Raw genomic sequence first — 22,789 nt, 5'->3', positions numbered from 1 at the left:
GAACGGGGGGGTTCGATGGGGGATCACTTATACGGTCAGGAAGCCTTCCTGGACGGACTGGTGCCGCGGCTGGTCGGGGTGGAGCGCACCGGCACCGCGTGGGTGGCCCGCGAGTTCGCGGGCGGCGCGCCCGTGGTGCAGGTCGTCGGCGGCCGGGCCAGCGGCAAGAGCGCCCTGCTCGAAGCGCTCTCCGCCGGGTACCGCAACCGCGTTCCGCTGGCGCTCGCCGATCTGCGGGCGCCCGGGTTCGGCGAGCCGGGGCTCGCGGACGTCGCCGGGGAGGAGACGGCCAACGCCTCGCCGGTGACCCATCTGCTCTACCTGCTGTCGTACAAACTCGGCCTGCCGGCCCGCGCCTTCCGCCGCCGGCTGTCGTTTCCCCGGCTCTCCTGCGGCCTGCTGCTGACCACCGCCTGGCAGCCGCCCGACTCGGGCCTCACGCCCGACGCCCTGGCCCAGGCCCAGAGCGAGCTGCGCGCCCTGCTCAAGCAGCCGCAGCCCAACGAGCGGCGGCTGCGGGAGACGGTCCGGCAGTGGCTGGACGCCCTCGTCCCCTACCTGGCGAGCCTGCCGGGCCTGCCCGGTCTGGAGGCCGTGGCCACCGCCGTGCTGCAGACCGCCCGCGGTCCCCTGCTGTCGAACTGGGCGGACCGGGGCACGCTCCGCTGGTGGCGCGGCCGGCTCCCCCAGTACCAGGGGAACGCCGAGCAGCGGCTGTTCACCATGGTCGGCGACTTCCAGATGCAGGACGACGGGCGCCGGGCCGTGGAGGAGCTGCTGGTCGAGGCGTTCCTCGCGGACATCGACGACCACTACGGCGCGCTGAGCCGGACCCTGGGCAGCGCGCTCCCGCTGGTGCTGCTGGACAACGCCCACACGCCGGTCGGCGCCCGGTTCCTCGACCGGCTGCTGAGCGCCCGGGAGGCGCTGCGGGAGACCGCCGGCGACCCCCGGAAGCCCGTCGACCTGCCGGTGGTCGTCGTCACCTCGCTCGGGGACGGCACCGTGCCCCCCACGACCCGCCAGGTGGCGCGGACGACGCCCGCGCCCGGCGGGCCGCTGCTGCGGCTGGGCATCCCGCGGGCGGGCTCCGACGACATCCGGGGCATGCTCAGCGCCCGCCGCGGGCCCGGCGACCCGGGCTTTCCGCCGCATCTCTCCCGGCTCATCGCCCGCTTCAGCGGCGGCCGGCCGGGCTGCGCGGGCATCATGGTCGACGCGGTGGCGGACCGGAAGCGCACCGGCGGCGAGCTGCGCGGCCCGGAGCTGCTCGACATCCCGGCGCCGGAACGCGCCGGCCCCGTCGCGGACCGGCTGGCCGGGCTGCTGCTCCCCGACGAGCGGTCGCGCGAGGACCTGACGCTGCTCGCACCCGCCCTCGACGCGCACGCGGCACGCCGCATGCTGCTGGCGCTCGGCGGGCGCGATCCGGCGCCCGGCCCCGGCCCCGACCCCGACCCCGAGCGCGGTGCCGATCCCGACCCGGAGCTGGGCGTGCAGGCGGCCGACCGGCGGCTGGCGGCGGTCACCGCCGAACTGGACGGCGACCACTGGTTCCACGAGCCGTGGCCCTGGCCGGCGGAGCCCGCCACCGCCCCGCCGCAGGACGGGAAGGTTCCGCTGATCGGTGACCGGGCGCTGCGCGCCCTGCTCCTGCACCGGCTGGCGGCCCGCTCCTCGCACGACGACTGGCGGCAGACGCACCGCCTGCTGCGCGCCGTCTACAACCCGCTCCACCTGCCCGAGGGCGCGGTGCGGCACCGGCTCGGCTACCTGCACCACACCCTGGCCCTCGGCCGGCTGGAGATCGTGGTCCGCTGCCTGCACCAGCGCCTCGCGGACACCGGGCCGCGCGCCTGGCTGGCCGCGGTCAACGTCGTCTGCGCCGCGCCGCACCCGCCCCGGGGACTCACCCCGGAGCCGGTGGACGGGCTCGACCCGTGCCCGAGCTGTGCCGCGGACGACGGGCCGGTGGTGCACCGGGCGATCACCCGGCTGGTGCGCGGGGTGTGGCGGGCGGCCGACCCGCTGGCCGCCGTGCCGCACGAGGACGACGTCGAACTGGTGCGGACCGGGCTGCTGACACTGTCCATGCTGCACGACGACGACACATGGCGTGCCGCCCTCCACGCCTGGCCCGAGCGGCTGAGCGAGGGCGTTCAGGTGCCGGACCTGCCGGTGCCCGTGGGGGAGGGGGAGGACGCGTGAGCGCCATGACCATCATGAGGGGCCTGCCGCCGCGGGCCCGGTTACTGGCCGCGGTGCTGGCGCTGGCCGTGCTGGCCGGGGCGGGGTGGCTGGGCTACCGGGTCCTCGGGCCCGACGACTCGTGCGCGCCGGGCGTGGCGTCCCGCGACGGCGAGTGCGTCGGCGTGACCGACGGCTCGCACGACTTCGGGCAGGCGTACCTGCGGGACGTCTTCGCCCTCGTCGCCGCAGAGAACGAAGCGGTGGAGAACGCGGACCGGCCGTATGTGACGGTGGCGTTCGTGCTGCCGTTCACCGACCCCGACCCGGTGCAGAAGGACCACGTGCTCACCCAGGTGCAGGGCGCCTACCTCGCGCAGTACGCCGCCAACCACCAGGAGAACGAGGCGCCGCCGCTCATCCGGCTGGTCCTGGCCAACCCCGGTGCGGCGAGCGTCCACTGGGAGCCGATGGTCGAGCAGCTCGCCGCGATGGCGAGCTCCGGGCAGGACAACCTGCGGGCCGTCACCGGCTTCGACGTCAGCATCCCGGAGAACGAGGCGGCGCTGCGCACGCTCACCCAGGAGCACGGCATCCCCGTGGTGACCGGGCCGGTCACCGCCGACGACATCGGCAACAGCCCCGAGGACCACGACGCGTTCCCCGGCCTGGCCAAGGTGGTGGCCGACAGCGGGGACCAGGCGGAAGCCCTGATCGACTTCCTCGGCGGCGTCGACCCCGAGCGCAGCCTGCTGGTGGCGGACCAGCGGGAGGACGACAACTACGTCGTCTCGCTCCGCGAGGTCTTCCGCGCGCACACGGAAGGCGCGCCGCGCACCGAGGAGCCGTTCACCTCGCCCGACGACTACAACCAGGAGGGGAACCTCCCCAACGACTTCGACCGGATGGTCAACAACATCTGCGACGCCGAGACCATCGACACGCTGTACTTCGCCGGACGCCCGGTCCAGTTGCGGCTGTTCGTCAACGCCCTCGGCCGCCGCGGCTGCCAGGACCAGACGTACCGGGTGGTGACCATCTCCGCCGCCTCCACGCTGGCCACGGACGAGGAGCTGGACGTCGACGCGCTGCGCAGCGGCGTCGAGGTGATCTACACCGCCCACGGCCACCCCGAGGAGTGGTCCGGCCCGGACGCCCCGGCGACGGGCGGCTCCCAGGAGCAGTACGACGCGTTCCTCGCGCTGATCGAGGACGCCGGGCTGTCCGGTGCGGTGAACCTGGCCGACGGCCGGACGATGATCATGCACGACGCGGTCCGGACGGCGGTCACCGGCATCCGCAACGCCACCGTGGACGACGTGACGATTCCCGCGCTCTCCGACATCGCCCAGGGGTGGGTGCGGATCCGGGGCGAGGACAACCGGGTGGCGGGCGTCACCGGCTGGATCTGCCTCGACAACTACGGCCGCGCCTACAACAAGGCGGTGGCCGTGGTGCGGCTGAGCGCGGGCGAGGGCGACACCGCCGAGATCGACTTCGAGGGCGTGGGCTGGCCGCAGGGCGCCGCCCCGCCCGCGGACTGCCCGGTCGCGGACGAGGAGTGAGCCGGAGCCGGGGGCGGCCGTTCCGTTCGGCCGCTCAGACGGCGCCGGGGGCCTCCACGGGACGGCGGGCCGCCCCGGGGGGCGGGAGCGGGTCCGTGGGGGGCACCGCGTCGGTGAGCAGGCGCGGCGGCAGCGCCACGTAGCCGGTCACCCCGGCGCCCCTGGCCAGCGGTCCGGCCGTCACGGGCGCCTGGGTGTGGCGCACCTCCACCTGCGCGCCGATGCGGGCGGCCAGCTTCCCGGCCACGTAGTGGCCCAGGTGGCGCGTGGGCGCGGCGAGGAAGTCCTCCTCGCCCGCCAGCCGGGCGTTGGCGCGGGCCAGGTCGGCGTCGGTCATGCCCCGGCCCTGGTCCACGACGGCCAGGCAGTACTCGGCGCCGTCCCACCAGCCGTGCACCTCGACCCCCATCCGCGCGGGCGTGGCGTCCAGGGCGTTCTCGATCAGCTCGGCGAGCAGGTGGGACAGTTCGGCGACGGCGTCGCCGCGCACGTGGCACGGTTCGGTCCCCACGACGGTGACCCGGCGGTACTCCTCGACCTCCGCCACGGCGGAGCGGGCGACCTCGATCACCGGCACGCTGTCCTGCCACACGCGCGGCGGGTTCCGCGTCCCGGTGAGGATCAGCAGGGACTCGGCGTTGCGCCGCATGCGGGTGGCGAGGTGGTCGAGTTCGAACAGCTCGGCGAGCGCGTCGGGGTCCGTTTCCTGGTTCTCCAGCGCGGTGATCAGCCGCAGCTGGCGGCACAGCAGCCGGTGGTTGCGGTGGCCGAGGTGGGCCAGGGACTCGCTGCTGACCCGGCGCAGCGCGGCCTGCTCGGCGGCCTGGGCCACGGCGACGCGTTCGACGTCGCGGAGGGCGGCGGCCAGCCGGACGATCTCGTCGGCCCCGTGGTCGGCGGCGCCGGCCGCCCGGGCACGCCCGTCCTCCCGGGCCTGCCCCGTCTCCTGGATGGCCCGCACGGTCTCCGGCAGCCGGCGTCCGGCCACGTCGTCGGCCTCCCGCGCGAGCGCGTCCAGCGGCCGGGTGATGGAGCGGGCCGCCAGCCAGGCCAGCAGCGCGGCCAGGGCGAGGACGAGGACGCCGAGCGCGAGGAACCCGGCGAGCTGGCCGACGGCGCCCCCGCTCAGCCGCCCCGCGCGGTCCCTGGCGTCCTCGGCGACGCGCTGCCGCACCGTGTACAGGTCGTCCACGACGGCCGTCATCGCGGTCCACCACTCCTCGGGGGCGACGGCGAACGTGCCGTCCCCGCCCGAGTCGAGCGCCTCGCGCTCCAGGCCGAGGGCGCGCCGGGCGCTCTCGGTGTCCAGCGCGGTGTCCAGCAGCGCCCGCTGCGTGCCGGTGGCGAACCGTCCGAAGTCCTCCAGGGCGGCCAGGCGGGCGGCGCGCACCTCGGCCAGCCGCACGTACTCGGTGCCGGTGAACCGCCCGGCGGCGAAGACGCCGTTCATCAGGCCGCGTTCCAGCGCCGCCGCCTCGGTGACGTCCATGAGGGCCTGGCTCGCGGCGAGCGCGTCGCCGAGCCGGCGGTCCGCGTGCCGCCCGGCGGCGGCGGCGTCGTTCAGCCCGGTGACCGCCTCGGTGTAGAAGGCCAGCGACGTGGCGCGGTCGACGGAGCCCTCGTCGACGGCGGCCCGCACCACCTCCAGCCGGCCCAGCGGCCGGAGCGCGGCGTCCACCTCGGGCGCGCCGCCGGACAGGGCCCGGCGGGCCTCGTCGGTGCGCGCCCGGGTGGCGGTCAGCTCCGCGCGGTACTCCTCGGCGCCGCCGAGGACACCGGAGGTCAGTCCGCGCTCGCGTTGCAGCTCCCGCACCAGCGCGTGGATATCGAGCACGCGCTCCACGCGCTCGGCGGCGTCGCGCGCCGCCAGCCAGTCACCCGTCCGGTCGACCACGCCCGCACCGGTGAGGACCAGCAGCAGGCAGGTCGGAACGGCGAGCACGGTGGTCACCCGGCCGCGGATCGTGCGCCAGGCGGCGAGTCGAGTGGGTCGGCCCATGTCACGACGCTAGGGATCATGCCCGGGGACGGCTGTTTCCCGGCCGTAAGACTTCCGTTGCGCTTCGCTCAGACCGCGCGGACGGCGGCGGAGCAGAGCAGGCCACACGCGCGTAACACGTCCGGCCGCCCGCCCGCGCTGGTTCGCCGGTCCGGGTTCCGCTTCCTACGCTGGACGCAGGCGTACCGCGAGAGCCGGAGGCGATGGGACCATGCGACGTCCGATGGGGCGCTGCCCGCTGTGACGGGGAGGGGCCGGGCGTTCGGCGGGGTGGCGCTGGCCGCCGTCTACGCGCTGCGCCGGGAGACCGGCGAGCTGCGCCTGGTCGAGACGGCCGGCGGCTCACCGGCCCGGTACGGGCTGCGGACGATGTACCCGCTGGCCGACCGTTCCCCCGTGGCCGACGCCTGCCGCACCGGCCGTCCCCTGTGGCTCGACGCCACCGGGCTCGCCGCGTACGGCGAGCGGCCCCCGGCGGGTGTGGCGCTGGGCGCGCTGCCGCTGGGCGGGGACGGCGGCGCCGCGACGCTCGGCTGCCTGATCGTGGTGGACGAGAACGGGGAGGGGTTCGGCGGCGCGGACCGGCGCGGCCTGCTGGAGCTGTACGCGCGGCACGTGGGCGAGGGCCTTGAGGCCGGTGGCGGGCCCGGCCGGCCGTCGGTGCTGGGGCACGCGGTGGAGGGCGGGCGGTTCGGCTCGTTCGCGCTGGACCTGCGCAGTGGGCGCGTCATGGCCGACGGGCCGACGCTGGAGCTGATGGACATCGACGCGGCGGGCTTCGACGGCTGCGTCGAGACCCTGCTGGCGCATGCCGTGCCCGAGGACCTGCCCGCGCTGATGGCGATCATCGAGCCGGGCGCGGCGGCCTCCGGCGGCCGGGAGCTGGAGTTCCGCGTGCGGCGCCGCTCCGGCGAGCTGCGCTGGCTGCACCTGCGCTGCCGGGTGCTGGCGGACGACGCGACCGGTACCCCGGACCGGGTGCTGGGCGTGCTCGGGGACGCCGCGCGGCTGCGGCCGAGCGCCGACGAGGTCTCCCGGGTGCAGCGGCTGTCGGCGACCCTGGCCACCGCGGTCACGGTGCGGGACGTGAGCGAGGTGGCGGTCACCGCGATGCGCGAGCTGGGGGCCGACCGGGTGGCGCTGGCCGAGTCGGAGGCGGAACGGCTGGTGATCACCGCGCTCGACCCGCCGGAGGACGGCGACTGGCCGGAGCCGTGGCGGGCCGAGTGGCCGCACGTGCCGTCGCGCGCGCTGCCCGCGCTGGAGGCCGTGCTGCGCGAGGGCCGCATGGGCGTGTGGTCCGCGGACACCCTGCTCGACCCCGCCCTGGCGGGCATCGGCCCCGGCGGGCTGGCGGTGCTGCCGCTCCCGGCCGACGGCCGGATGGCCGGGGTGTGCCTGATCGGGTGGGAGCGGACGCACGAGTTCGGCCCGGAGGAGCGGTTCCTGCTGACGGCCGCCGCCGGGCTGGTGGGGCAGGCCGTGATGCGGGCCCGCGCGTCCGACGCCCAGCACGAGCTGGCCGCGATGCTCCAGCGCAGCCTGCTGCCGCGCACGCTCCCGGCGCTGCCGGGCGGGGTGGCCATCGCCCGCTATCTGCCCGCGACGGTCGGGCTGGACGTGGGGGGCGACTGGTACGACGTCATCCAGCTCACCGACCGCCATGTGGCGCTGGTCATCGGCGACGTCCAGGGGCACAGCGCGGGCGCCGCGACGATCATGGGCCAGATCCGCACGGCGATCAGGGCGTACGCCGTGGAGGGCCACTCGCCGGACGTGGTCGTCTCGCACGCCAACCGCCTGCTGATGGGCATGGAGACCGACCTCTTCGCCACCTGCTGCTACGTCGCCATGGACATGGAGGAGGGGGACACCTGGTTCGTCCGGGCCGGGCACCTGCCGCCCCTGGTGCGGGACCCGGACGGCTCCACGCGGGAGATCGAGGTGGAGGGCGGGCCCCCGCTGGGCGTCGTCGCGGACCCGGAGTACCCGATGACCGTGGTCGGCCTCTCCCCCGGCGCGGTGCTCACCCTGGTGACGGACGGCCTGGTCGAATCGGCGAGCCTGAGCCTGGAGGAGGGCCTGCGCCGGATCCGGGAGGCGCTGGCCGCCACCGGCCCGGAGGATCTGGGGCGGCTGGCGGACGCCCTGCTCGGCGGCGCGGACCGGCGCGACGACGACGTGGCGCTGCTGCTCCTGCGGTACGACGGGACGCGGATCAAGCCCCGCCGGGCGAGCTGGACACTGTGGCGGCTGCCCGACGCGGTGGGGCACGCGCGCCGCTTCACCGCCCGGACGCTGCGGTCGTGGCACGTGACGGACGAGGTGGACGCGGTGCTGCTGGTCGTCTCGGAGCTGGTGACGAACGCCCTGATGCACACGCAGGGGCAGGCGCGGCTCGACCTCACGCTCGCCGGGGACCGCCTGCGGGTCGCGGTCAGCGACTCGTCGCCGCGCACGCCCGTGAGGTCCACGAACACGGACTGGGAGGCGACCGGCGGCCGGGGTCTGCTGCTGGTGGCCGCGGTGTCGGCGGCCTGGGGCTCGGTACCGCTGAGCGGCGGCAAGCAGGTGTGGTGCGAGATCGCCGTGCCCGGGGCGGAGGCCGAGGAGGAACCCGGGAAGGAGCCCGGCCCGGTGGCGCCGGCGGGCGCGGGAACCGGCCGGTGAGATTGCGATGTTTGCCCGATTAGCCTTACATGTGAAGTCGGGTGGGCCGGTGAAGGGAAGCACGGATGGCAACGCTGACCTGCGGCGCCGCCGTCCTCGCGACCGCGGTGCTGCTGACCTCCTGCCTCGCCGCCTGCGGCGACCGGGCGGACGGCGGGGAGGCGGGCGACGGCCCACGGATCGGGGTGCTCCTCCCGGACAACCTGATCCCGCGCTGGGAGAACCGCGACAAGCCGCTGATCGAGCGGAGCGTGCGCGAGCTGTGCCCCGCCTGCCCGGTGCGGACCGTGAACGCGCAGAACAGCGTCGCCATCCAGCAGCAACAGGTGGACTCCATGATCACGGAAGGGGTCGACGTGCTGATCCTCGACGCCCTCGACGCCCGGGCCATGCGCTCCGCCATCGAACGGGCGGACGAGGCCGGCATCCCGGTGGTGGCCTACGACCGCCTCGCCGAGGGCCCGATCTCCGGCTTTGTCTCCTTCGACAACGAACAGGTCGGCCGGCTCCAGGGCGAGGCCCTGCTGCGGGCCATGGGCGACGCGGCCGGCGGCGGGGAGATCGCCATGATGAACGGCGCCTCGACCGACCCGAACTCCGCCGAGTACAAGCGGGGCGCGCTGTCCGTCCTGGAGGGCCGGGTGGAGATCGGCGCGGCCTACGACACCGCCGACTGGGCCCCGCGCAACGCCTTCACCAACGCCTCCGGGGCCATCGCCGCCCTCGGCCCCGGCCGGATCGACGGCTTCTACTCCGCCAACGACGGCCTCGCCTCCGGGGTCATCGCCGCCCTGAAGGCCGCCAATGTCGACCCGCTGCCCCCGGTCACCGGCCAGGACGCCGACCTGTCGGCCCTGCAGCGCATCATCGAGGGCGAGCAGTACATGACCGTCTACAAGCCCTTCCACCTCCAGGCCGAGGCCGCCGCCGAGATGGCCGTCGCCCTCGGCCGGGGCGAACCGCTGGGCCGGATGGCCGAGGACACCGTCGCCAACGGCACCCGCGACGCCGTCCCGGCCATCCGGCTCCGGCCCGTTCCCGTGACCGCCGACGACATCGCCGACGACATCCGCGACACCGTGGTGAAGGACGGAGTGTTCACCGTCGACCAGATCTGCACCCCCCGGTACGAGACCGCGTGTGAGCGGGCCGGGCTCCTCTGACGGGCCGCGGGCCGCCGCGCCGGAAGGTGGTTCCTGTGTCACCAGCCCCCGAGCCGCTGCTGAGGCTGCACGGCGTGTCCAAACGCTTCGGCGCCGTCCAGGCCCTCGACGGCGTCGACCTCGAACTGCGCGCCGGCGAGGTCATGGCCCTGGTGGGCGACAACGGCGCCGGCAAGTCCACGCTGGTCAAGATCATCGCGGGGGCCGACCCGGCCGACGAGGGCGTCATCGAGTGGAAGGGCCGCGAGGTCCGCGTCACCCGGCCGTACGACGCCCGCGAGCTGGGCATCGCCACCGTCTACCAGGACCTCGCGCTGTGCGAGAGCCTCGACGTCGTCGGCAACCTCTTCCTCGGCCGCGAGATCCGCCGGGCCGGCGTCCTGGACGAGGTCGAGATGGAACGCCGCGCCCGCGCCCTGCTGGAGACGCTCGCCATCCGCATCCCCAGCCTGCGGGTGCCGGTCTCGGCGCTCTCCGGCGGGCAGCGGCAGACGGTCGCCATCTCCCGGGCCCTGCTCGGCGCGCCCGAGGCCGTGCTGCTGGACGAGCCGACCGCCGCGCTCGGCGTGGAGCAGACCGTGCAGGCCCTCGACCTCATCGAACGGCTGCGGGACCGGGGACTCGCGGTGCTGCTGATCACCCACAACCTGGCCAACGTCAAGGCCGTCGCGGACCAGGTGATGGTGCTCCGGCTGGGCCGCAACAACGGCTTCTTCGACGTGAACACCACCTCGCAGGAACAGATCACCTCCTCGATCACCGGCGCCACCGACAACGCGGCGATGCGCGCCGTCCGGGCGTGGCCGTGACCCCCGCCGCCACCTCCGCCACCACCGCCGCCGCCGACCCGCGCCTGGTGGGGCGCGAACGCGGGCCGCGGGGCTGGCTGAGGGAGCTGCGCCGCCGGGCGCGCGGCGGGGAACTGGGCTCGCTCCCGGTTGTCGCCGGCCTCGCCGTCATCTGGATGACCTTCCAGGCCCTCGACGCCGCCTTCCTGTCGCCGCGCAACCTGACCACCCTCAGCGTGGACATCGCGGGAACCGGCCTGATCGCCGTCGGCATCGTCTTCGTGCTGCTGGTCGGGGACATCGACCTGTCGGTCGGCGCGCTCAGCGGCCTGTGCGCCGCCGTGTTCGCCGTGCTGAGCGTCAACAACGGCGTGGCGGAGTGGCTCGCCGTCGTCGTCGCCGTGCTGATCGGGGCGGCGGCCGGGGTCGTCCACGGGTTCTTCGTGGCGCGGGTCGGCGTGCCCGCGTTTGTCGTCACCCTGGCGGGGCTGCTGCTCTGGAACGGGCTGATGCTCCAGATCCTGGGCGCCTCCGGCACCATCAACATCGACGACGAGGGGCTGGTCGCCACGCTGACCAGCCACTACTTCGGCGGCGCCGCCCCCGCGTTCGGCGTCGCGGCGCTCGGGGTGGGCGGGTTCTTCCTCGCCTCATGGCGGCAGACGCGGCGCCGGGCCGCCGCCGGGCTGCCGTTCCGGCCCCTCGGGGAGATCGCGGCGCGGACGGGGGCGCTGGCGGTGCCGGCCTTCGGGGCGGCCTGGGTGCTCGCGGACTTCCAGGGGTTGCCGCTCGCGCTGGCGGTCTTCCTGGCGGCGGTCGTCGGCCTCGACTTCGTGCTGCGCCGCACCGCCTACGGGCGGGCGATCCTGGCGCTGGGCGGCGGCATGGAGGCGGCCCGCCGGGCGGGGGTGAACGTGCCGCGCGTGCGGCTGTCCGTCTTCGTGATCGCGGGGGTGATGGCGGCGGTCGGCGGGCTGTTCCTGGCCTCGCGCATCGCCTCGGTGGGGCAGACGTCGGGCGGCGGCAGCCTGCTGATCAACGTGATCGCCGCCGCCGTCATCGGCGGCACCAGCCTGTTCGGCGGGCGGGGATCGACGTGGTCGGCGCTGCTGGGCGTGCTGGTCATCCAGTCGATCGCCTCCGGCATGGCGCTGCTGGGGATCCAGGTGGCCGTGCAGTTCATGATCACCGGCGGTGTGCTGCTCGCCGCCGTGACCGTCGACTCGCTCTCCCGGCGGCTGCGGAAGGCCCACGGCCGGGCGTGACGTCCGTCAGACGCAGAGGAACCAGAACTCCAGCAGGCAGTCGCCCCCGTCGTTCGGCCACTGGGCGTCGTCCGGTTCGTCTCCGCCCTGGGTGGGCGCGGGCTGCTGCGGCGGGGTGGTGGTCCGCTCCGGCTCGGGGCTGGCCGGGTCGGGCCGCAGGGCGGGCTCCGCCACTTCCGCCGCCTCGGCGGCCTCGGTGTCCTCCGCGACCTCGCCGGGCCCTTCCCCGGTCCCTTCCCCGGCCCCGGGCCCGGGCCGGGCCCCGGCCTCGCCGGCGGGCGGCGCGGACGACGGGCCGGTGTTCCCCGATGGCTCTCCGGTCCGCTCCGGCTCCCCGGTCCGCCCCTGCGTGGGCTCGGCCGGCGACGGGACCGGCTCGGCGCTGCCGGTCGCGGGTGACGGCGTCGGGGTGGGCACCGTGCCGGGGCCGGGGATGTCCGTGGGCCAGTCCGGCGCCTGGGCCTCGGCGCCGCTGGCCGAGTCGTTGACCGGCAGGGGCATGTCGTCGGCGCGGACGACGACGATGCCCAGCAGCACGCCGCACAGCAGCCCGACGTACAGCAGGCGCCGCCGCGACGGACGGGGCTCCCCGTCCCCGGACCCGGCCGCGACCGGGGACGGCTCCGGCTCCGGCTCCCGGCGGAACCGCGCGTCGAAGAGCGCCACATCGGCGGCCCACGGCGACTCGCCGGGAGCCAGGGGCGCGACCCGCGGCTCATCGCCGCCGGGCAGGAGGACCGGGTATCCGGGGAAGGCGGATATCGCCGCCTCCCCGGCCGGGACGGCGCCCGCACCGCAATCCGGGCAGGGCGCCGCGCCGTCGAACGCGCGGCCGCAGGTTCCGCAGGTGTCTTCCATGACTCCCGATCCGGCGTCTGTGTGCTGGTGTGACCGACTCGTGGGGTAGCGAACACCCTAACCGCACACCCTCTTTTCGACGCCCCCCGTGCACGGAGCCGATGTCCGCCGCCACCGGGCCCACCGGCCGCACGTTCTACGATGCGTCGTATGAGTTCACCGGAGGGCGGTGTCTCGCGGGAGGGCGACGTCCCCGGGGAGACCGGCGCGGAGCCGCCGGCCCTCGGTCCCGCCTCCTACCTGATCCTCGGCCTCCTCGCCCGGCACGGGCCGATGACCCCGTACGACCTGAAGGCCAGGGCCGGGGAGTCGGTCGGGCTCTTCTGGCCGTTCCCGCACGCCCAGCTCTACAGCGAACCGGACCGGCTGGCCCGCGGCGGGCTGCTGAGCGAGGAGCGCGAGCCGGGCGGCCGGCGCCGCCGCACCTTCCGCCTGCGCCCCGCCGGGCGCCGGGCGCTGGACGCCTGGCTGGACGCCCCCGACAGCGTCCCGGCCCCGCTGCGCGACCCGGCGCTGCTCAAGCTCTCGTTCAGCGACCTCGGCGCCCTGGGCGACGAGGAGACCGTCCGCCGCCTGGCCGAGCGGCAGGCGGCGGCCCACCGGGCCCGCCTGGAGGACTACCGGCGGCGCGCCGAGGAGCCCGCCGGCGACCCGGTGGCCGGGGCGGCGCGGCGCCGCGCGCTGACCATCGCCCTGCGCCTGGAGGAGGCGCGTCTGGCCTTCTGGCGGAGCCTGCTGGACTGAACGCGCCCTACAACGATCCGGACCGGACGGTCTAATCTGGACCGTCGAGCCTGGATCGCCGGCTCACCCTGCCGATGGGAGGGCCCGTGTCCGACGCCGGACGGCGGAAGAGGGCGGCCGTACTGACCGTGACGTGTCTCGGCCAGTTCATGGTCCTGCTGGACAACTCGATCGTCATGACCGCCCTGCCGGACATGCAGCGGGACCTCGGCGCCTCCCTCACGGGGCTCCAGTGGATCGTCGACTCCTACGTCCTGGCCCTGGCCGTCCTGCTGCTGACCGGCGGGGCGATCGGGGACCGCCACGGCAGGAAACGGCTGTTCCTCGCCGGACTCGCCGTCTTCACCTGCGCCTCCCTCCTGTGCGCGCTGGCCGGCGGCACCGGCTCGCTGATCGCCGCCCGCGCCCTCCAGGGCGCCGGGGCCGCCGCGCTCAGCCCCGGCAGCCTGTCGCTGCTGGCCTCCGCCTACACCGCGCCGCGCGACCGGGCCCGGGCGATCGGCCTGTGGGCGGGGATCAGCGGGCTCGGCCTCTCGGCCGGTCCCCTGCTCGGCGGGGCGCTGGTCGACGCCTTCGGCTGGCAGGCGATCTTCCTGGTGAACCTGCCGGTCGGCCTCCTCACCCTCGTGCTCGGGCTGCGGGTGCTGGACGAGTCCCGGGCGCCGCGGCGGCGCGGGCTGGACCTGCCGGGCGTGCTCCTGGCCACGGCGGGCGTCGGGACGCTGACGTTCGGCCTGATCAACGCCAACGAGGACGGCTGGGGCTCGGCCACGACCACGGGCTGCCTCGGCTCGGCGGCGGTGCTGCTGGCCGCCTTCCTCGTCGCGCAGGCCCGCTCGCGGGAGCCGATGCTGCCGCTGGGGCTGTTCGGGGAGCGGCTGTTCAACGTCTCCCACGCGGCCATCCTCGGCGTCGGGTTCGGTCTGCTGGGCACCACCTTCTTCTACTCGCAGTTCTTCCAACTGGTGCAGGGCCACTCGGCGTTCGGCGCCGGGCTGCGGACCCTGCCGATCACGGCCGGGATCCTCGTGTGCGGCCCGGCGGCCGGGCGCCTGGCCGCCCGGTTCGGCTTCCGGCTGCCCGTGACCTGCGGCCTGGTCTCCGCCGGGACCGGCCTGATCACCCTCGGTGCCGTGCAGGCCGACAGCGCGTACGGCACCGTGTGGTGGCGGCTGGCCCTGGTCGGCGTCGGGCTCGGGCTGGCGCTGTCGCCGCTCACCGCCGCGGCGGTCGCCTCGGTGCCCCCGGAGCGCAGCGGCCTGGCCTCCGGCACCAGCAACACCAGCCGCCAGCTCGGAGCCGTGCTGGGCGTCGCCGTGCTGGGCGCCATCGTCCACGCCCGGCAGACCGACGGCATCGCGGACCGGCTGGCCGGCCGGGACCTGCCGCCCGGGAGCCGGGCCGCCGCCACCGATGCCCTCGCGTCGGGCGGCGGCCTCGTGCCGACGGAATCCGTGCCGGGGCTGTCGGCCGCGGCCCAGCGTCTCATCGTGGGCGACGCGTTCACCGAGGCGCTCACCGCGGCCTTCCGCACGGCGGGTGTCGTGATGCTGGCCATCGCCGCCCTCGCCGCGCTGGGCCTCAGCCGCTCGGCCCCGCCGGAGGCGCGGGCCGCTCCGGCGCCCGGCTCCCCCGACGCGCCGCACGAGGCGACGCCCGCCGGACCGGGCCGCCCGTGACCGCGGCCCCGGTCCGGGGCCGGGGCCGGGGCCGGCCCGGCCACTGCCGAGCGGGGTTCAGAGCAGACTCCGCTCCCGGCACCACTCCTCGACGCTGCGGCCCTCCTCCTCGACGGCGCCCCGCCAGCGCCCGTCCGCCGCTATCGCCTCGGGCAGCGACGGATGGTACGGAAAGACCCGCGTCAGGCCGGTGACCTGGAAGACCCTCAGGATCCGGTCCGCGTCGATGACCAGCGAGAGCGTCCCATGCCCGGTGCGCAGCCGCTTCAGCCCGCCGACCAGGGCGCCCAGGCCCGTCGAGTCTATGAACTCCACGCCGCGCATGTCCGCGATGAGGTGCACGGTCCCCTCCCCGGCCAGGGCGAAGACCTGCTCGCGCAGCCTCGGCGCGGTGTACACGTCGATCTCGCCCACGATCCGGAGCACCGCGCGATCGTCCCCCGCCGCGATGGGCTCCACCTGGAAATCCCGCACGTCCGTCTCCCTGCGTCCCACGGGCCACCCCCTCTGTCATCGCACACCATGACAGCGAATGCCTGAGAGTTACACTACCGCCACGCGGCGGCAGTTGTCAATACCCACGCGTCACCGTCATCATGGAAGATGACAGAGGATGACAGGAAGCAGGAAGGGAGCCAGGATGCGGGTGGAAGAGGCCATCGGATCGCAGATCGCACGCCTCCGCGAGTCGCGGCGGATGTCGCTGTCGCAGCTCGGGGAGGCCCTGGGCCGGTACCTGGAGCGGCCGTGGAGCCGTCAGGCCGTGCACCAGGCGGAGCGCGGCCGACGCTCTTTCACCGCCGCCGAGCTGGCCGCGATCGCCCTCGTCCTCGACACCTCGGTGCCCGCCCTCTTCCTCGCCGAGCCGGAGACCGGCGAGCCCGCCGGGATCGACCTCCCCGGCGGCACGGTCTCCCCCGAGGAGTACCGGGGGATCCTCCTGCACGAGGCGAAGGACGTCCCGCTCGACGGCGTCGAGGAGCTGATCGTGGCCCTGCACGACATAGGAGAGGTGCTGTCCCGCCCCACCCTGGCCCGGCTGGCCAAGATCGGCCGCGTGGCCGAGCAGGTGGCGGGCCCCGCCTCTTTGTGACCGCCACCCGCTCCGGCCCGCCCACATTCCACGCGCGGACACACGCGGGAGGCCCCCACACACCCCTCGCCGCCGGGCGAATCGGGGCCCTGCCCGACCGTGATAGGCTGCTTCAGCGACAACGGCCCGGCATCCGGGCGATTCGCGACAAGCCGGGTCCTGTGGAGCAGTTTGGAGTGCTCGCCACCCTGTCAAGGTGGAGGCCGCGGGTTCAAATCCCGTCAGGACCGCTCCGGCTGGGTAGCTCAGTTGGTACGAGCGTCCGCCTGAAAAGCGGAAGGTCGCCGGTTCGACCCCGGCCCCAGCCACCTTCTTTGACCAGGAAGAACCCCCTGCCGGATCACTCCGGCAGGGGGCTTTTGTGCGTTCTACGCCAACGGGTACGCCAACGTGATCAGCTTGGGTTGCCACGGATCCAGTCGAACCGCCCCCTCACCTCAGCCAGCGATCCGTGGAGAGGGACGCTCACGGACAGCGCCTTTGTAGCCGACGAGCCATTGAGCTGGACCTGGAGGCATCGAGATGACCCACCGCGTACGTCTCGGCCGGCCATAATGCAGATGGTGGACGATGGGCCCCTGCGGACCGACCTACCTCAAGCCGACTGAACCTCCGGACAAGAGACATCATGAGTAGGAATGAATGGCTCACCATCGCAGCCACATGGCTTTTTATTTTATACGCAACAGCCTCCACGCATATCCTCGCCCGGCATCTCTTTGGCTACATAAACGCAGCAAAACCGTGGGAAAAAAGGGCCAGAAAACCCGGAAAAACACCAGCGCTCGCCCGACGCCAGGTGAAAACTTATACAAGACGAGCATTGGCTGTCTTCCGGTTTTTCACCAGCCAAACTCCCTTCACCCATGCGAGACTGGCTCATCTTCACGTCGCAGCGCTGTATGAGATCCGGTGGCACGCAAGACCAGCACTAGCGGGCGTAGCGCTAGGCCTGTCCCCCCTGCTGCTCGCATCGTTAATCATTGGAGATATTGACCTAGAGCTAGACTTCCGGAACGTTTTGGCAAGCACCATCACGGTCGGGACAGTGATATACGGGGGCACGCTATTCACCATTATCCTCCTCGCGTCACGTAAGTGGCGAAGACTGGGCGCGAACCTCACGGCCATATCCACTTGCCTTCATATCGCCACCACTTGCGCTGCTTATGCGCGAGGTAACGCCAGCGCGCTAACTATCGTCAAGCTTGTCGATACGGTGTGCCGTCAGATCGCCGACTTCACCGCCACACACGAAGCGCTGGTGACGCCGCCCCTAGATACCGCCGTCAGGCAGCATACGGCCGCTGTGCGGCGCGAACTGATGGAAGCCTCAGCGGGCCTACTTCGAGAAGGACCGAGCGCCCTACCTCGGCTTGTTTCGTTGATTCACACGATGATTCAACGCATAACCTCTGACCAGTGGCTTGCTCTGCTGGATTTGGGCGATACGTCATCGTTGCCGAACTCTCAGGATTCTGCGGGAGACGTCTCCGAGAGCAACAAGGATGCGGGGATAGCGATGCTCACCTCCCTCCTCGCCTCCGCCGCCCTGGCAACCGCAACCACGATGGGCCTGCCGCTGGCCGCTGGCTTTCCCGCCGCGCTCATTCTACTCATCGGCCCTACTATTTGGTTCGGTAGCCGTCGACTCAGAAGCACACCGGAGAATCTGCTGGGGGCCGTCCGGCGGTCACTTACGGAAGCCGCACAAGAACCTGCTTCCCTACCGAACTCTCAGCCAGGCGATGCCAATCAGAACTTCCGCGCGGCCCCTGACAGATAACTGCCCGCGCGGTCACCGAGCGGCGTGGACACAGAATAAGAGGCGACCCGCTTCAAGCACAGTCACCCTGATGCCTCGGCAGTAAATACCGCCGAGGCATCCACAACTTCAGCTGAGGCGACTCCCCAGCTTGTCCAGACCCTTCCGCATCTCGTCCAGCGACGCATGGGCGTAGACCTTCATGGTCAACTAGATCCCGCTGTGCCCGGCGATCTGCTGGACGACGTGCGGCGGGACACCGAGATCAAGCAGCAGCGTCACGCAGGGGTGGCGGAGATTGTTGAAGCGGACTTCGAGCCCCAGCCGCTTCCGGAGCGGGTACCAGCTCCGCCGGAGGTTGTCCGGCTCCAGCGTGGTACCCACGCCCGGTCTCTGTCCACGTGTCGCTGGCCGCCGCCCGTTCCTGCGCCTGCCGCTCCCGGTGCTGCTCCAGTGCTTCACCACGACCGGCGGCAACGGCAAGGACCGGACCGATGACCGCGTCTTGGGCCTGATTAGGGTCAGCGCCCCGTTGACCCTTGCAACGCCCGTTCCACGATGAGTGAGCCATTGTCCAGGTCGATGGAGTCCCAGCCCAATCCCAGCAGCTCCCCACGGCGCATCCCCCATCGGATCGCAGTATGTGAGCCAGTCCCGGCGGTGGTTCGACAGCGCTTGGTCCAGCATCGCGTTCGAGCGTCAGCCATGACCGCGTCCCTCGGCCCCCTGCTCCGTGAGGTCACGACCATCCTGCTCGACTTCGATGGGCTGGTCTGCTCCGTCTTTGCGGGGCTCTCCGCCGACGAGGTGGCTGACCGTATGCGGCAGCGGATCGCGGCCAACGGCCACACGGTCGAAGTGGACTGGGAGACGGAAAGCAGATCCCGCTCGCGCTGCTGAGCCGAATCGCCCAGGAGCGCCCCGAACTGGCGGTGGAGGCAGATGCCGCCCTGACCGATCTGGAGACCGAAGCGGTCCAACGCGCGAGGCCCAACCCGGACATCAAGGTGCTGCTCGACGCGTGCGCTAGTTCCGGACGACGGGTCGTGGTGGTCAGCAACAATGCAGGGCGAGCCATCACGAGCTACCTGGTCCGGGAGGGACTGGCCGGGCTCGTGCACGGCGTTATCGGCCGCGTTCCCGGAGAACCGGCGTCCATGAAGCCATCCCCCCGGCTCCTGCTCGACGCGATGGGGGGAGGTTGCTCCCGCCCAGTGCGTGTTCATCGGTGACGCGACACGTGATGCGGAAGCAGGTCAGGCGGCCGGAGTGCCCACCATCGGTTACGCCAACAAGCCGGGGAAGGCCGAGAGGCTGTCGGCCGCCGGCGCGGTGGTCGTTGGTGGATTCGCTGATCCCCGTGGCTCACACCCTGTCGTTCAAACCGTAAGTGCACGCCATAGGTGACGACAGTCCCCAGCGGGCGACGCGCGGCGCGTCCCACAGCCGGGGAGGCGCGGCGTCAACGGTGCTGGGACTTGGCTGCCGGAATTGTCGGGCCCACCGTTCCTTTCCGCGCAATAATCACCTCAGCGCACGCACTCAGAGTGCCCTCACCTTCGTGAGGGCACTCTGCTCAGTGATGACTCAATTCCCCTTGCCGGATCCATAAGGACTAGCACTTAGGGAAAACCGACACCACCTTCCCCCCATCGCGAATCTCCTCAAGCTCACCTCCAGCCCCAGAGAATGGGGCACGAGCGGAAATAACCCTAAACAGCTCCAGGGGAACCCGAGCCTCGCGCGCGAGATCATCCTCCCCTATACCTACATCCCGTAGAATTTCCACTGCTCTAGGGAATAGAGAAGGTTGCTCCATGGGCGGCATTGGACCAGGCTCTCGCCGCCGCCACCCCTTAGAGGACATATAGGCCAAAGCGTTTCTGTATGTCACGTCACCCATGACCCCCAACGCCCGAGCTCGATATAGCAGCGCCTGCATGCTCACGCCCCATTCTTCCTTGAGGCTGGCCAGCTTTCGGTAGTCGGCTTTCCCTGGCAGCAGATCCGCGATCTGATCCCCTGGCATCAAGAACTCGGCCGCGAACCTGTGAGCCTGCGCTTCTACCACCTTGCCACCAGGCTCAGCATCTAGATGCATGACAAGGTGACCCAATTCGTGGGCGACATCAAAGCGCTGCCTATAATAATCCCATTTCGCCGGGTTCAAGACTACTGTAGGTCGCTCACCCATAAAAGAATAGGCATCGACAGCTACGGTTTGCGGTGGGCTGAAAATGATGAGGACACCATGGTTCTCTGCTGCGCGTACGAGATGACCGACAGGCCCTCGCTCGATCCCCCACTGCTTACGCAGCCGCTTCGCTGCCTGCTCAGGCATGTCACCTTTGTCGCTATCAACATCGACACTCACTTGGGGCACATCTGGGTCCGGGAACTCTACATGCCTTTCGAGAGCGTGTGACACATCGCTAGCAACGAGCCCATAGGCGAAGGCTTGGTCACGCGCCAGTTGGGTTGTTGAGCGAAGCGACCGAAAATGAGGAGCTACCCCCTCTGGCACGTGCCTCTTGGGGCCTGGAAGAAAGAAATCGGGCTCGACGCCTAGCGCCAGACATAGCTGAGCAACCGTACTCGGAGCTGGACGCTTGGCGTTGCTTTCATAGGCAGCGATAGCCGTCGGACTTTTATCGATCAAGTCCGCCAATGCATTCTTGCGCAGGCCCGCAAGTTGACGCGCAAGCTTTAGTCTATAGCCGTCGAAGAGGCGAGACGCGTCACCGATCCTTACATCTGCACGGCGAGCAATTTGCATTTTCATCCGCTCGTTTCATTCGGGCTGCCCTCCTCGGTTTTCCGCCGAAGCCGAACAGCCGCATCGGCTACACCATCGCGTCCAGGCATGGGGGCTGGAACGATAGGCCGCGATCCATGTCCCTGATCGCCCGGCGCCGAGGAGAGTAGATCATGCCTCCAGTACCAGGCAGGCCCACCCCCCTTGTTCAGGCGCGTCCGCCCGATGAAGAGCTCCCTAACACCGAGATCCCTCTGCACACTGTGAGCGACAACAAGTGTCGTAGCCGGAATCTCGGGCTCCGGAGACTCCCCTATCGCGCGCACCACATCAGCAAGGAAGAAGAGCTCGTCTTCTCCCTCTATGGGAAGTGTGAGCTGATCCGGCCGAGGCTGCGCCGCAACACGCTGTTTCGTCGGGCTCTTACGGGGCCACGGGATCGAGTCGACCTCGCCAAAGCGATACGAAGCCAGCAGCCACCGCCAGTGACCACATCGCCAACCAGGGGAACCGTTCAGATCCGCACGAGTGACCGTACCGGGAGGGATCCGTGGCATGTTCTCAAACTCTCCCGGAAGCAGGCCGGTTGCGACCAGGTCGAGCCCGGCCTCGCTGTCATCAAGTGACGCAACCGAGTACTTGCCGAGAGAGAACACCCGATCCAGCCTGTCTTGCACGAACTTGTGGGCCGTGTATCCGACCCACCCCTGGTCATGCCCTGCATCCGGGTCGTAGTCCCGCATGGTCCGCTCGTACGCGGACTCGTCAGCCCACTGAATCGCTGCCAGCGCCCGCGCATCTGCGAGGTCGCTGAGCGCGTCCTGCTGCTCGCTCATGGCCCGCACTGTACCTCATTTCAGTAATGACTGCACAGAACTGAACCACTGCACTACTCCCGCGAAGCATTCGAAACCGAACAGGTGATCGACACCTGAGCCGCTCGCCGCCGCGCAGGCCATAGGGACACACCACGGATCAACCGCCAGGGGTGCCCGACTGGGTGTGCTCCGTCTACGCCAACGCGTGCGCCAACGACGGACACCCCTGGTCCCGGTGGCCAGCATGCAGCGCGGATCGGGGCCAGGGCACGGCCTGAAAAGCGGAAGGTCGCCGGTTCGACCCCGGCCCCAGCCACCTTCTCCAGCAGCACCGAAGGCCCCCGCGGACACTCTCCGCAGGGGCCTTTCGCGTTGCCCGGTCCCGACCGGCGCCGTTCCCCGGCACCGCTCAGTCCCTGCCGCCGGGGTGGCGGTGGCGGCACAGCCAGAAGACCGTGCAGGACAGTGCCGCCCAGGCGGTCAGGACCAGGTAGGGCTGGACGTGCTGGTGGCCGCGGAAGTAGACCGCCGTGTGCTGGGCGTTCACGCAGGCGCCGGGGATCAGCCAGCGGCCGATCACGCCGAGGGCCGAGGGCAGCAGCGGCCAGGAGACCGCGCCGCCCGACGAGGGGTTGCCGAGCATCACCATCAGGACCCAGGTCGGCAGGATCGCCCAGCGCCTGACCAGGGTGTTGAACATGGTGAAGACCATGCCCGAGGCGAACATCGTCAGCGCGAGGATGCCCCACGACTGGACGAACGGCAGCCGCACCGCGTCCAGGGCCCAGTCCACCGCCGCCGCGATCGCCAGGCCGCCGAGCAGCGCGTAGCCCGCCGTGAACGCGATCCGCTCGCCGGGCCGCAGGGCGCCCGCCTGCACGCTGAGCTGGACCGCGCCCAGGAAGCCGACGATCACGGCCGCGATCGAGACGTAGAACAGGGCCAGGCCCCGCGGGTCACCGGGCGAGAGCGGCTTGAGCTCCCTGATGGTGAGATCGACCCCGGCGGACCGGGCGGCGGGGCGCGCCTCGCCGGTCAGGAGTTCGGCCACCGAGGCACCGGCCGCGCTCGCCGTCTCCAGGGCGACGCCGTCGCCGTGGTCGCGGACGATCGCGAAGACGCGCTGCGCCTCCACGGCGTCCACAGCCTGTGGATAGTCCGCGTAGGGGTGCAGTTCCAGCGTCGTGTCGAGGCGGTCCTCCAGCGCGCCGACGAACGCGTCGCCGTGCTGCCGGGCCGCCACGCCCCCGACGACGGCCACCGGCACCGCGTTCGGCGTCGGATTGGTGATCGCGTAGGTGTACGACCCGGCGAAGAGCCCGGCCGAGGCGGCGACGATCAGCCCCACCACGACGGCGGGCAGGTACGGCGAGCGCCGCAGCCGCCCCGGGAGCCTCCTCAGGAGTTCTCTCACGCCCTCACCGTAAACGGACATATCAC

At 72.1% G+C, this 22,789-nt stretch carries 17 protein-coding genes, 2 tRNA genes and 3 pseudogenes; 14 read left to right on the top strand and 8 right to left on the bottom strand.

The annotated features are described in order from the left end of the window. A partial coding sequence (locus ACSNOC_RS13675) for a hypothetical protein (protein ID WP_436747657.1) occupies positions 1 to 2,208 on the top strand: 2,208 nt, incomplete at its 5' end. Positions 2,209 to 2,213: 5 nt separating this feature from the next. After that, on the top strand, positions 2,214 to 3,752 hold the full coding sequence (locus tag ACSNOC_RS13670; protein ID WP_436747659.1) for a hypothetical protein: 1,539 nt from the start codon (positions 2,214 to 2,216) through the stop codon (positions 3,750 to 3,752). Between the two features lie 34 nt (positions 3,753 to 3,786). Here ACSNOC_RS13670 and ACSNOC_RS13665 read toward each other — a convergent pair whose 3' ends face one another. Beyond that, the gene (locus tag ACSNOC_RS13665) at positions 3,787 to 5,751 is read right to left on the bottom strand and encodes a nitrate- and nitrite sensing domain-containing protein (RefSeq protein ID WP_436747656.1); all 1,965 of its coding nucleotides are present in this window, start codon (positions 5,749 to 5,751) and stop codon (positions 3,787 to 3,789) included. A gap of 240 nt (positions 5,752 to 5,991) precedes the next feature. On the opposite strand from ACSNOC_RS13665, the gene ACSNOC_RS13660 reads away from it, so the two are divergent. From ACSNOC_RS13660 to ACSNOC_RS13645, 4 genes are all read left to right on the top strand, one after another. Further along, positions 5,992 to 8,421 carry a SpoIIE family protein phosphatase gene (locus ACSNOC_RS13660; RefSeq protein WP_436747655.1) on the top strand — a complete coding sequence of 810 codons (2,430 nt, stop codon included), beginning with the start codon at positions 5,992 to 5,994 and terminating at the stop codon, positions 8,419 to 8,421. A 65-nt stretch (positions 8,422 to 8,486) separates the two neighbouring features. Next, positions 8,487 to 9,584, top strand: coding sequence for a substrate-binding domain-containing protein (locus ACSNOC_RS13655; protein ID WP_436747654.1), 1,098 nt, complete (start codon positions 8,487 to 8,489; stop codon positions 9,582 to 9,584). A 26-nt stretch (positions 9,585 to 9,610) separates the two neighbouring features. Beyond that, positions 9,611 to 10,393 (top strand): ATP-binding cassette domain-containing protein, encoded by a 783-nt coding sequence (locus ACSNOC_RS13650; protein ID WP_436747653.1) that lies wholly within the window; start codon positions 9,611 to 9,613, stop codon positions 10,391 to 10,393. Then, entirely contained in the window at positions 10,384 to 11,637 is a 1,254-nt protein-coding gene (locus ACSNOC_RS13645; protein WP_436747652.1) for a sugar ABC transporter permease, read from the top strand. The genes ACSNOC_RS13650 and ACSNOC_RS13645 overlap by 10 nt, the downstream gene beginning before the upstream one ends. Before the next feature lie 6 nt (positions 11,638 to 11,643). Here ACSNOC_RS13645 and ACSNOC_RS13640 read toward each other — a convergent pair whose 3' ends face one another. Then, positions 11,644 to 12,495 (bottom strand): hypothetical protein, encoded by an 852-nt coding sequence (locus ACSNOC_RS13640; RefSeq protein ID WP_436747651.1) that lies wholly within the window; start codon positions 12,493 to 12,495, stop codon positions 11,644 to 11,646. Between the two features lie 150 nt (positions 12,496 to 12,645). Between ACSNOC_RS13640 and ACSNOC_RS13635 the strand changes: the two genes are divergently transcribed. Continuing rightward, positions 12,646 to 13,239 carry a PadR family transcriptional regulator gene (locus ACSNOC_RS13635; RefSeq protein WP_436747650.1) on the top strand — a complete coding sequence of 198 codons (594 nt, stop codon included), beginning with the start codon at positions 12,646 to 12,648 and terminating at the stop codon, positions 13,237 to 13,239. Positions 13,240 to 13,325: 86 nt separating this feature from the next. Beyond that, positions 13,326 to 14,918, top strand: a complete 1,593-nt coding sequence (locus ACSNOC_RS13630) for an MFS transporter (protein ID WP_436747649.1) — start codon at positions 13,326 to 13,328, stop codon at positions 14,916 to 14,918. A 135-nt stretch (positions 14,919 to 15,053) separates the two neighbouring features. Here ACSNOC_RS13630 and ACSNOC_RS13625 read toward each other — a convergent pair. After that, positions 15,054 to 15,377: pseudogene (locus tag ACSNOC_RS13625) on the bottom strand (STAS domain-containing protein); the annotation flags it as partial. A 181-nt stretch (positions 15,378 to 15,558) separates the two neighbouring features. Here ACSNOC_RS13625 and ACSNOC_RS13620 point away from each other — a divergent pair. The 4 genes from ACSNOC_RS13620 to ACSNOC_RS13605 all read left to right on the top strand — a co-directional run bounded on the left by ACSNOC_RS13620 (position 15,559) and on the right by ACSNOC_RS13605 (position 17,797). Continuing rightward, positions 15,559 to 16,011 carry a helix-turn-helix domain-containing protein gene (locus tag ACSNOC_RS13620; protein ID WP_436747648.1) on the top strand — a complete coding sequence of 151 codons (453 nt, stop codon included), beginning with the start codon at positions 15,559 to 15,561 and terminating at the stop codon, positions 16,009 to 16,011. A gap of 155 nt (positions 16,012 to 16,166) precedes the next feature. Further along, positions 16,167 to 16,241 (top strand) — tRNA-Asp (locus tag ACSNOC_RS13615). Between the two features lie 4 nt (positions 16,242 to 16,245). After that, positions 16,246 to 16,319, top strand: a tRNA-Phe gene (locus ACSNOC_RS13610). 320 nt (positions 16,320 to 16,639) lie between these two features. Next, a complete protein-coding gene (locus tag ACSNOC_RS13605; protein WP_436747647.1) occupies positions 16,640 to 17,797 on the top strand; it encodes a hypothetical protein in 1,158 nt (385 codons plus the stop codon). 189 nt (positions 17,798 to 17,986) lie between these two features. Here ACSNOC_RS13605 and ACSNOC_RS13600 read toward each other — a convergent pair whose 3' ends face one another. After that, the gene (locus ACSNOC_RS13600) at positions 17,987 to 18,160 is read right to left on the bottom strand and encodes a tyrosine-type recombinase/integrase (RefSeq protein WP_436747646.1); all 174 of its coding nucleotides are present in this window, start codon (positions 18,158 to 18,160) and stop codon (positions 17,987 to 17,989) included. Between the two features lie 321 nt (positions 18,161 to 18,481). On the opposite strand from ACSNOC_RS13600, the gene ACSNOC_RS13595 reads away from it, so the two are divergent. Further along, positions 18,482 to 18,676, top strand: a complete 195-nt coding sequence (locus ACSNOC_RS13595) for a hypothetical protein (protein WP_436747645.1) — start codon at positions 18,482 to 18,484, stop codon at positions 18,674 to 18,676. 312 nt (positions 18,677 to 18,988) lie between these two features. After that, positions 18,989 to 19,183, top strand: a pseudogene (locus ACSNOC_RS13590) (HAD family hydrolase); the annotation flags it as partial. Between the two features lie 208 nt (positions 19,184 to 19,391). Here the strand turns inward: ACSNOC_RS13590 and ACSNOC_RS13585 are convergent. The 4 genes and pseudogenes from ACSNOC_RS13585 to ACSNOC_RS13570 all read right to left on the bottom strand — a co-directional run bounded on the left by ACSNOC_RS13585 (position 19,392) and on the right by ACSNOC_RS13570 (position 22,763). Next, positions 19,392 to 20,150 carry an ImmA/IrrE family metallo-endopeptidase gene (locus ACSNOC_RS13585; protein ID WP_436747658.1) on the bottom strand — a complete coding sequence of 253 codons (759 nt, stop codon included), beginning with the start codon at positions 20,148 to 20,150 and terminating at the stop codon, positions 19,392 to 19,394. A gap of 183 nt (positions 20,151 to 20,333) precedes the next feature. Continuing rightward, positions 20,334 to 20,552 (bottom strand): annotated as a pseudogene (locus ACSNOC_RS13580) (helix-turn-helix domain-containing protein); the annotation flags it as partial. 2 nt (positions 20,553 to 20,554) lie between these two features. Beyond that, entirely contained in the window at positions 20,555 to 21,367 is an 813-nt protein-coding gene (locus tag ACSNOC_RS13575) for a hypothetical protein (protein ID WP_436747644.1), read from the bottom strand. A gap of 391 nt (positions 21,368 to 21,758) precedes the next feature. After that, the gene (locus ACSNOC_RS13570; RefSeq protein WP_436747643.1) at positions 21,759 to 22,763 is read right to left on the bottom strand and encodes an ABC transporter permease; all 1,005 of its coding nucleotides are present in this window, start codon (positions 22,761 to 22,763) and stop codon (positions 21,759 to 21,761) included. Between the last annotated feature and the right edge of the window lie 26 nt (positions 22,764 to 22,789).

Origin of the sequence: Streptomyces sp. URMC 129, from assembly GCF_051386415.1 — a bacterium.
GTDB lineage: Bacteria > Actinomycetota > Actinomycetes > Streptomycetales > Streptomycetaceae > Streptomyces.
Note: the sequence above shows the minus strand (reverse complement) of the source record. Positions and strands in the feature narration are given on the sequence as shown.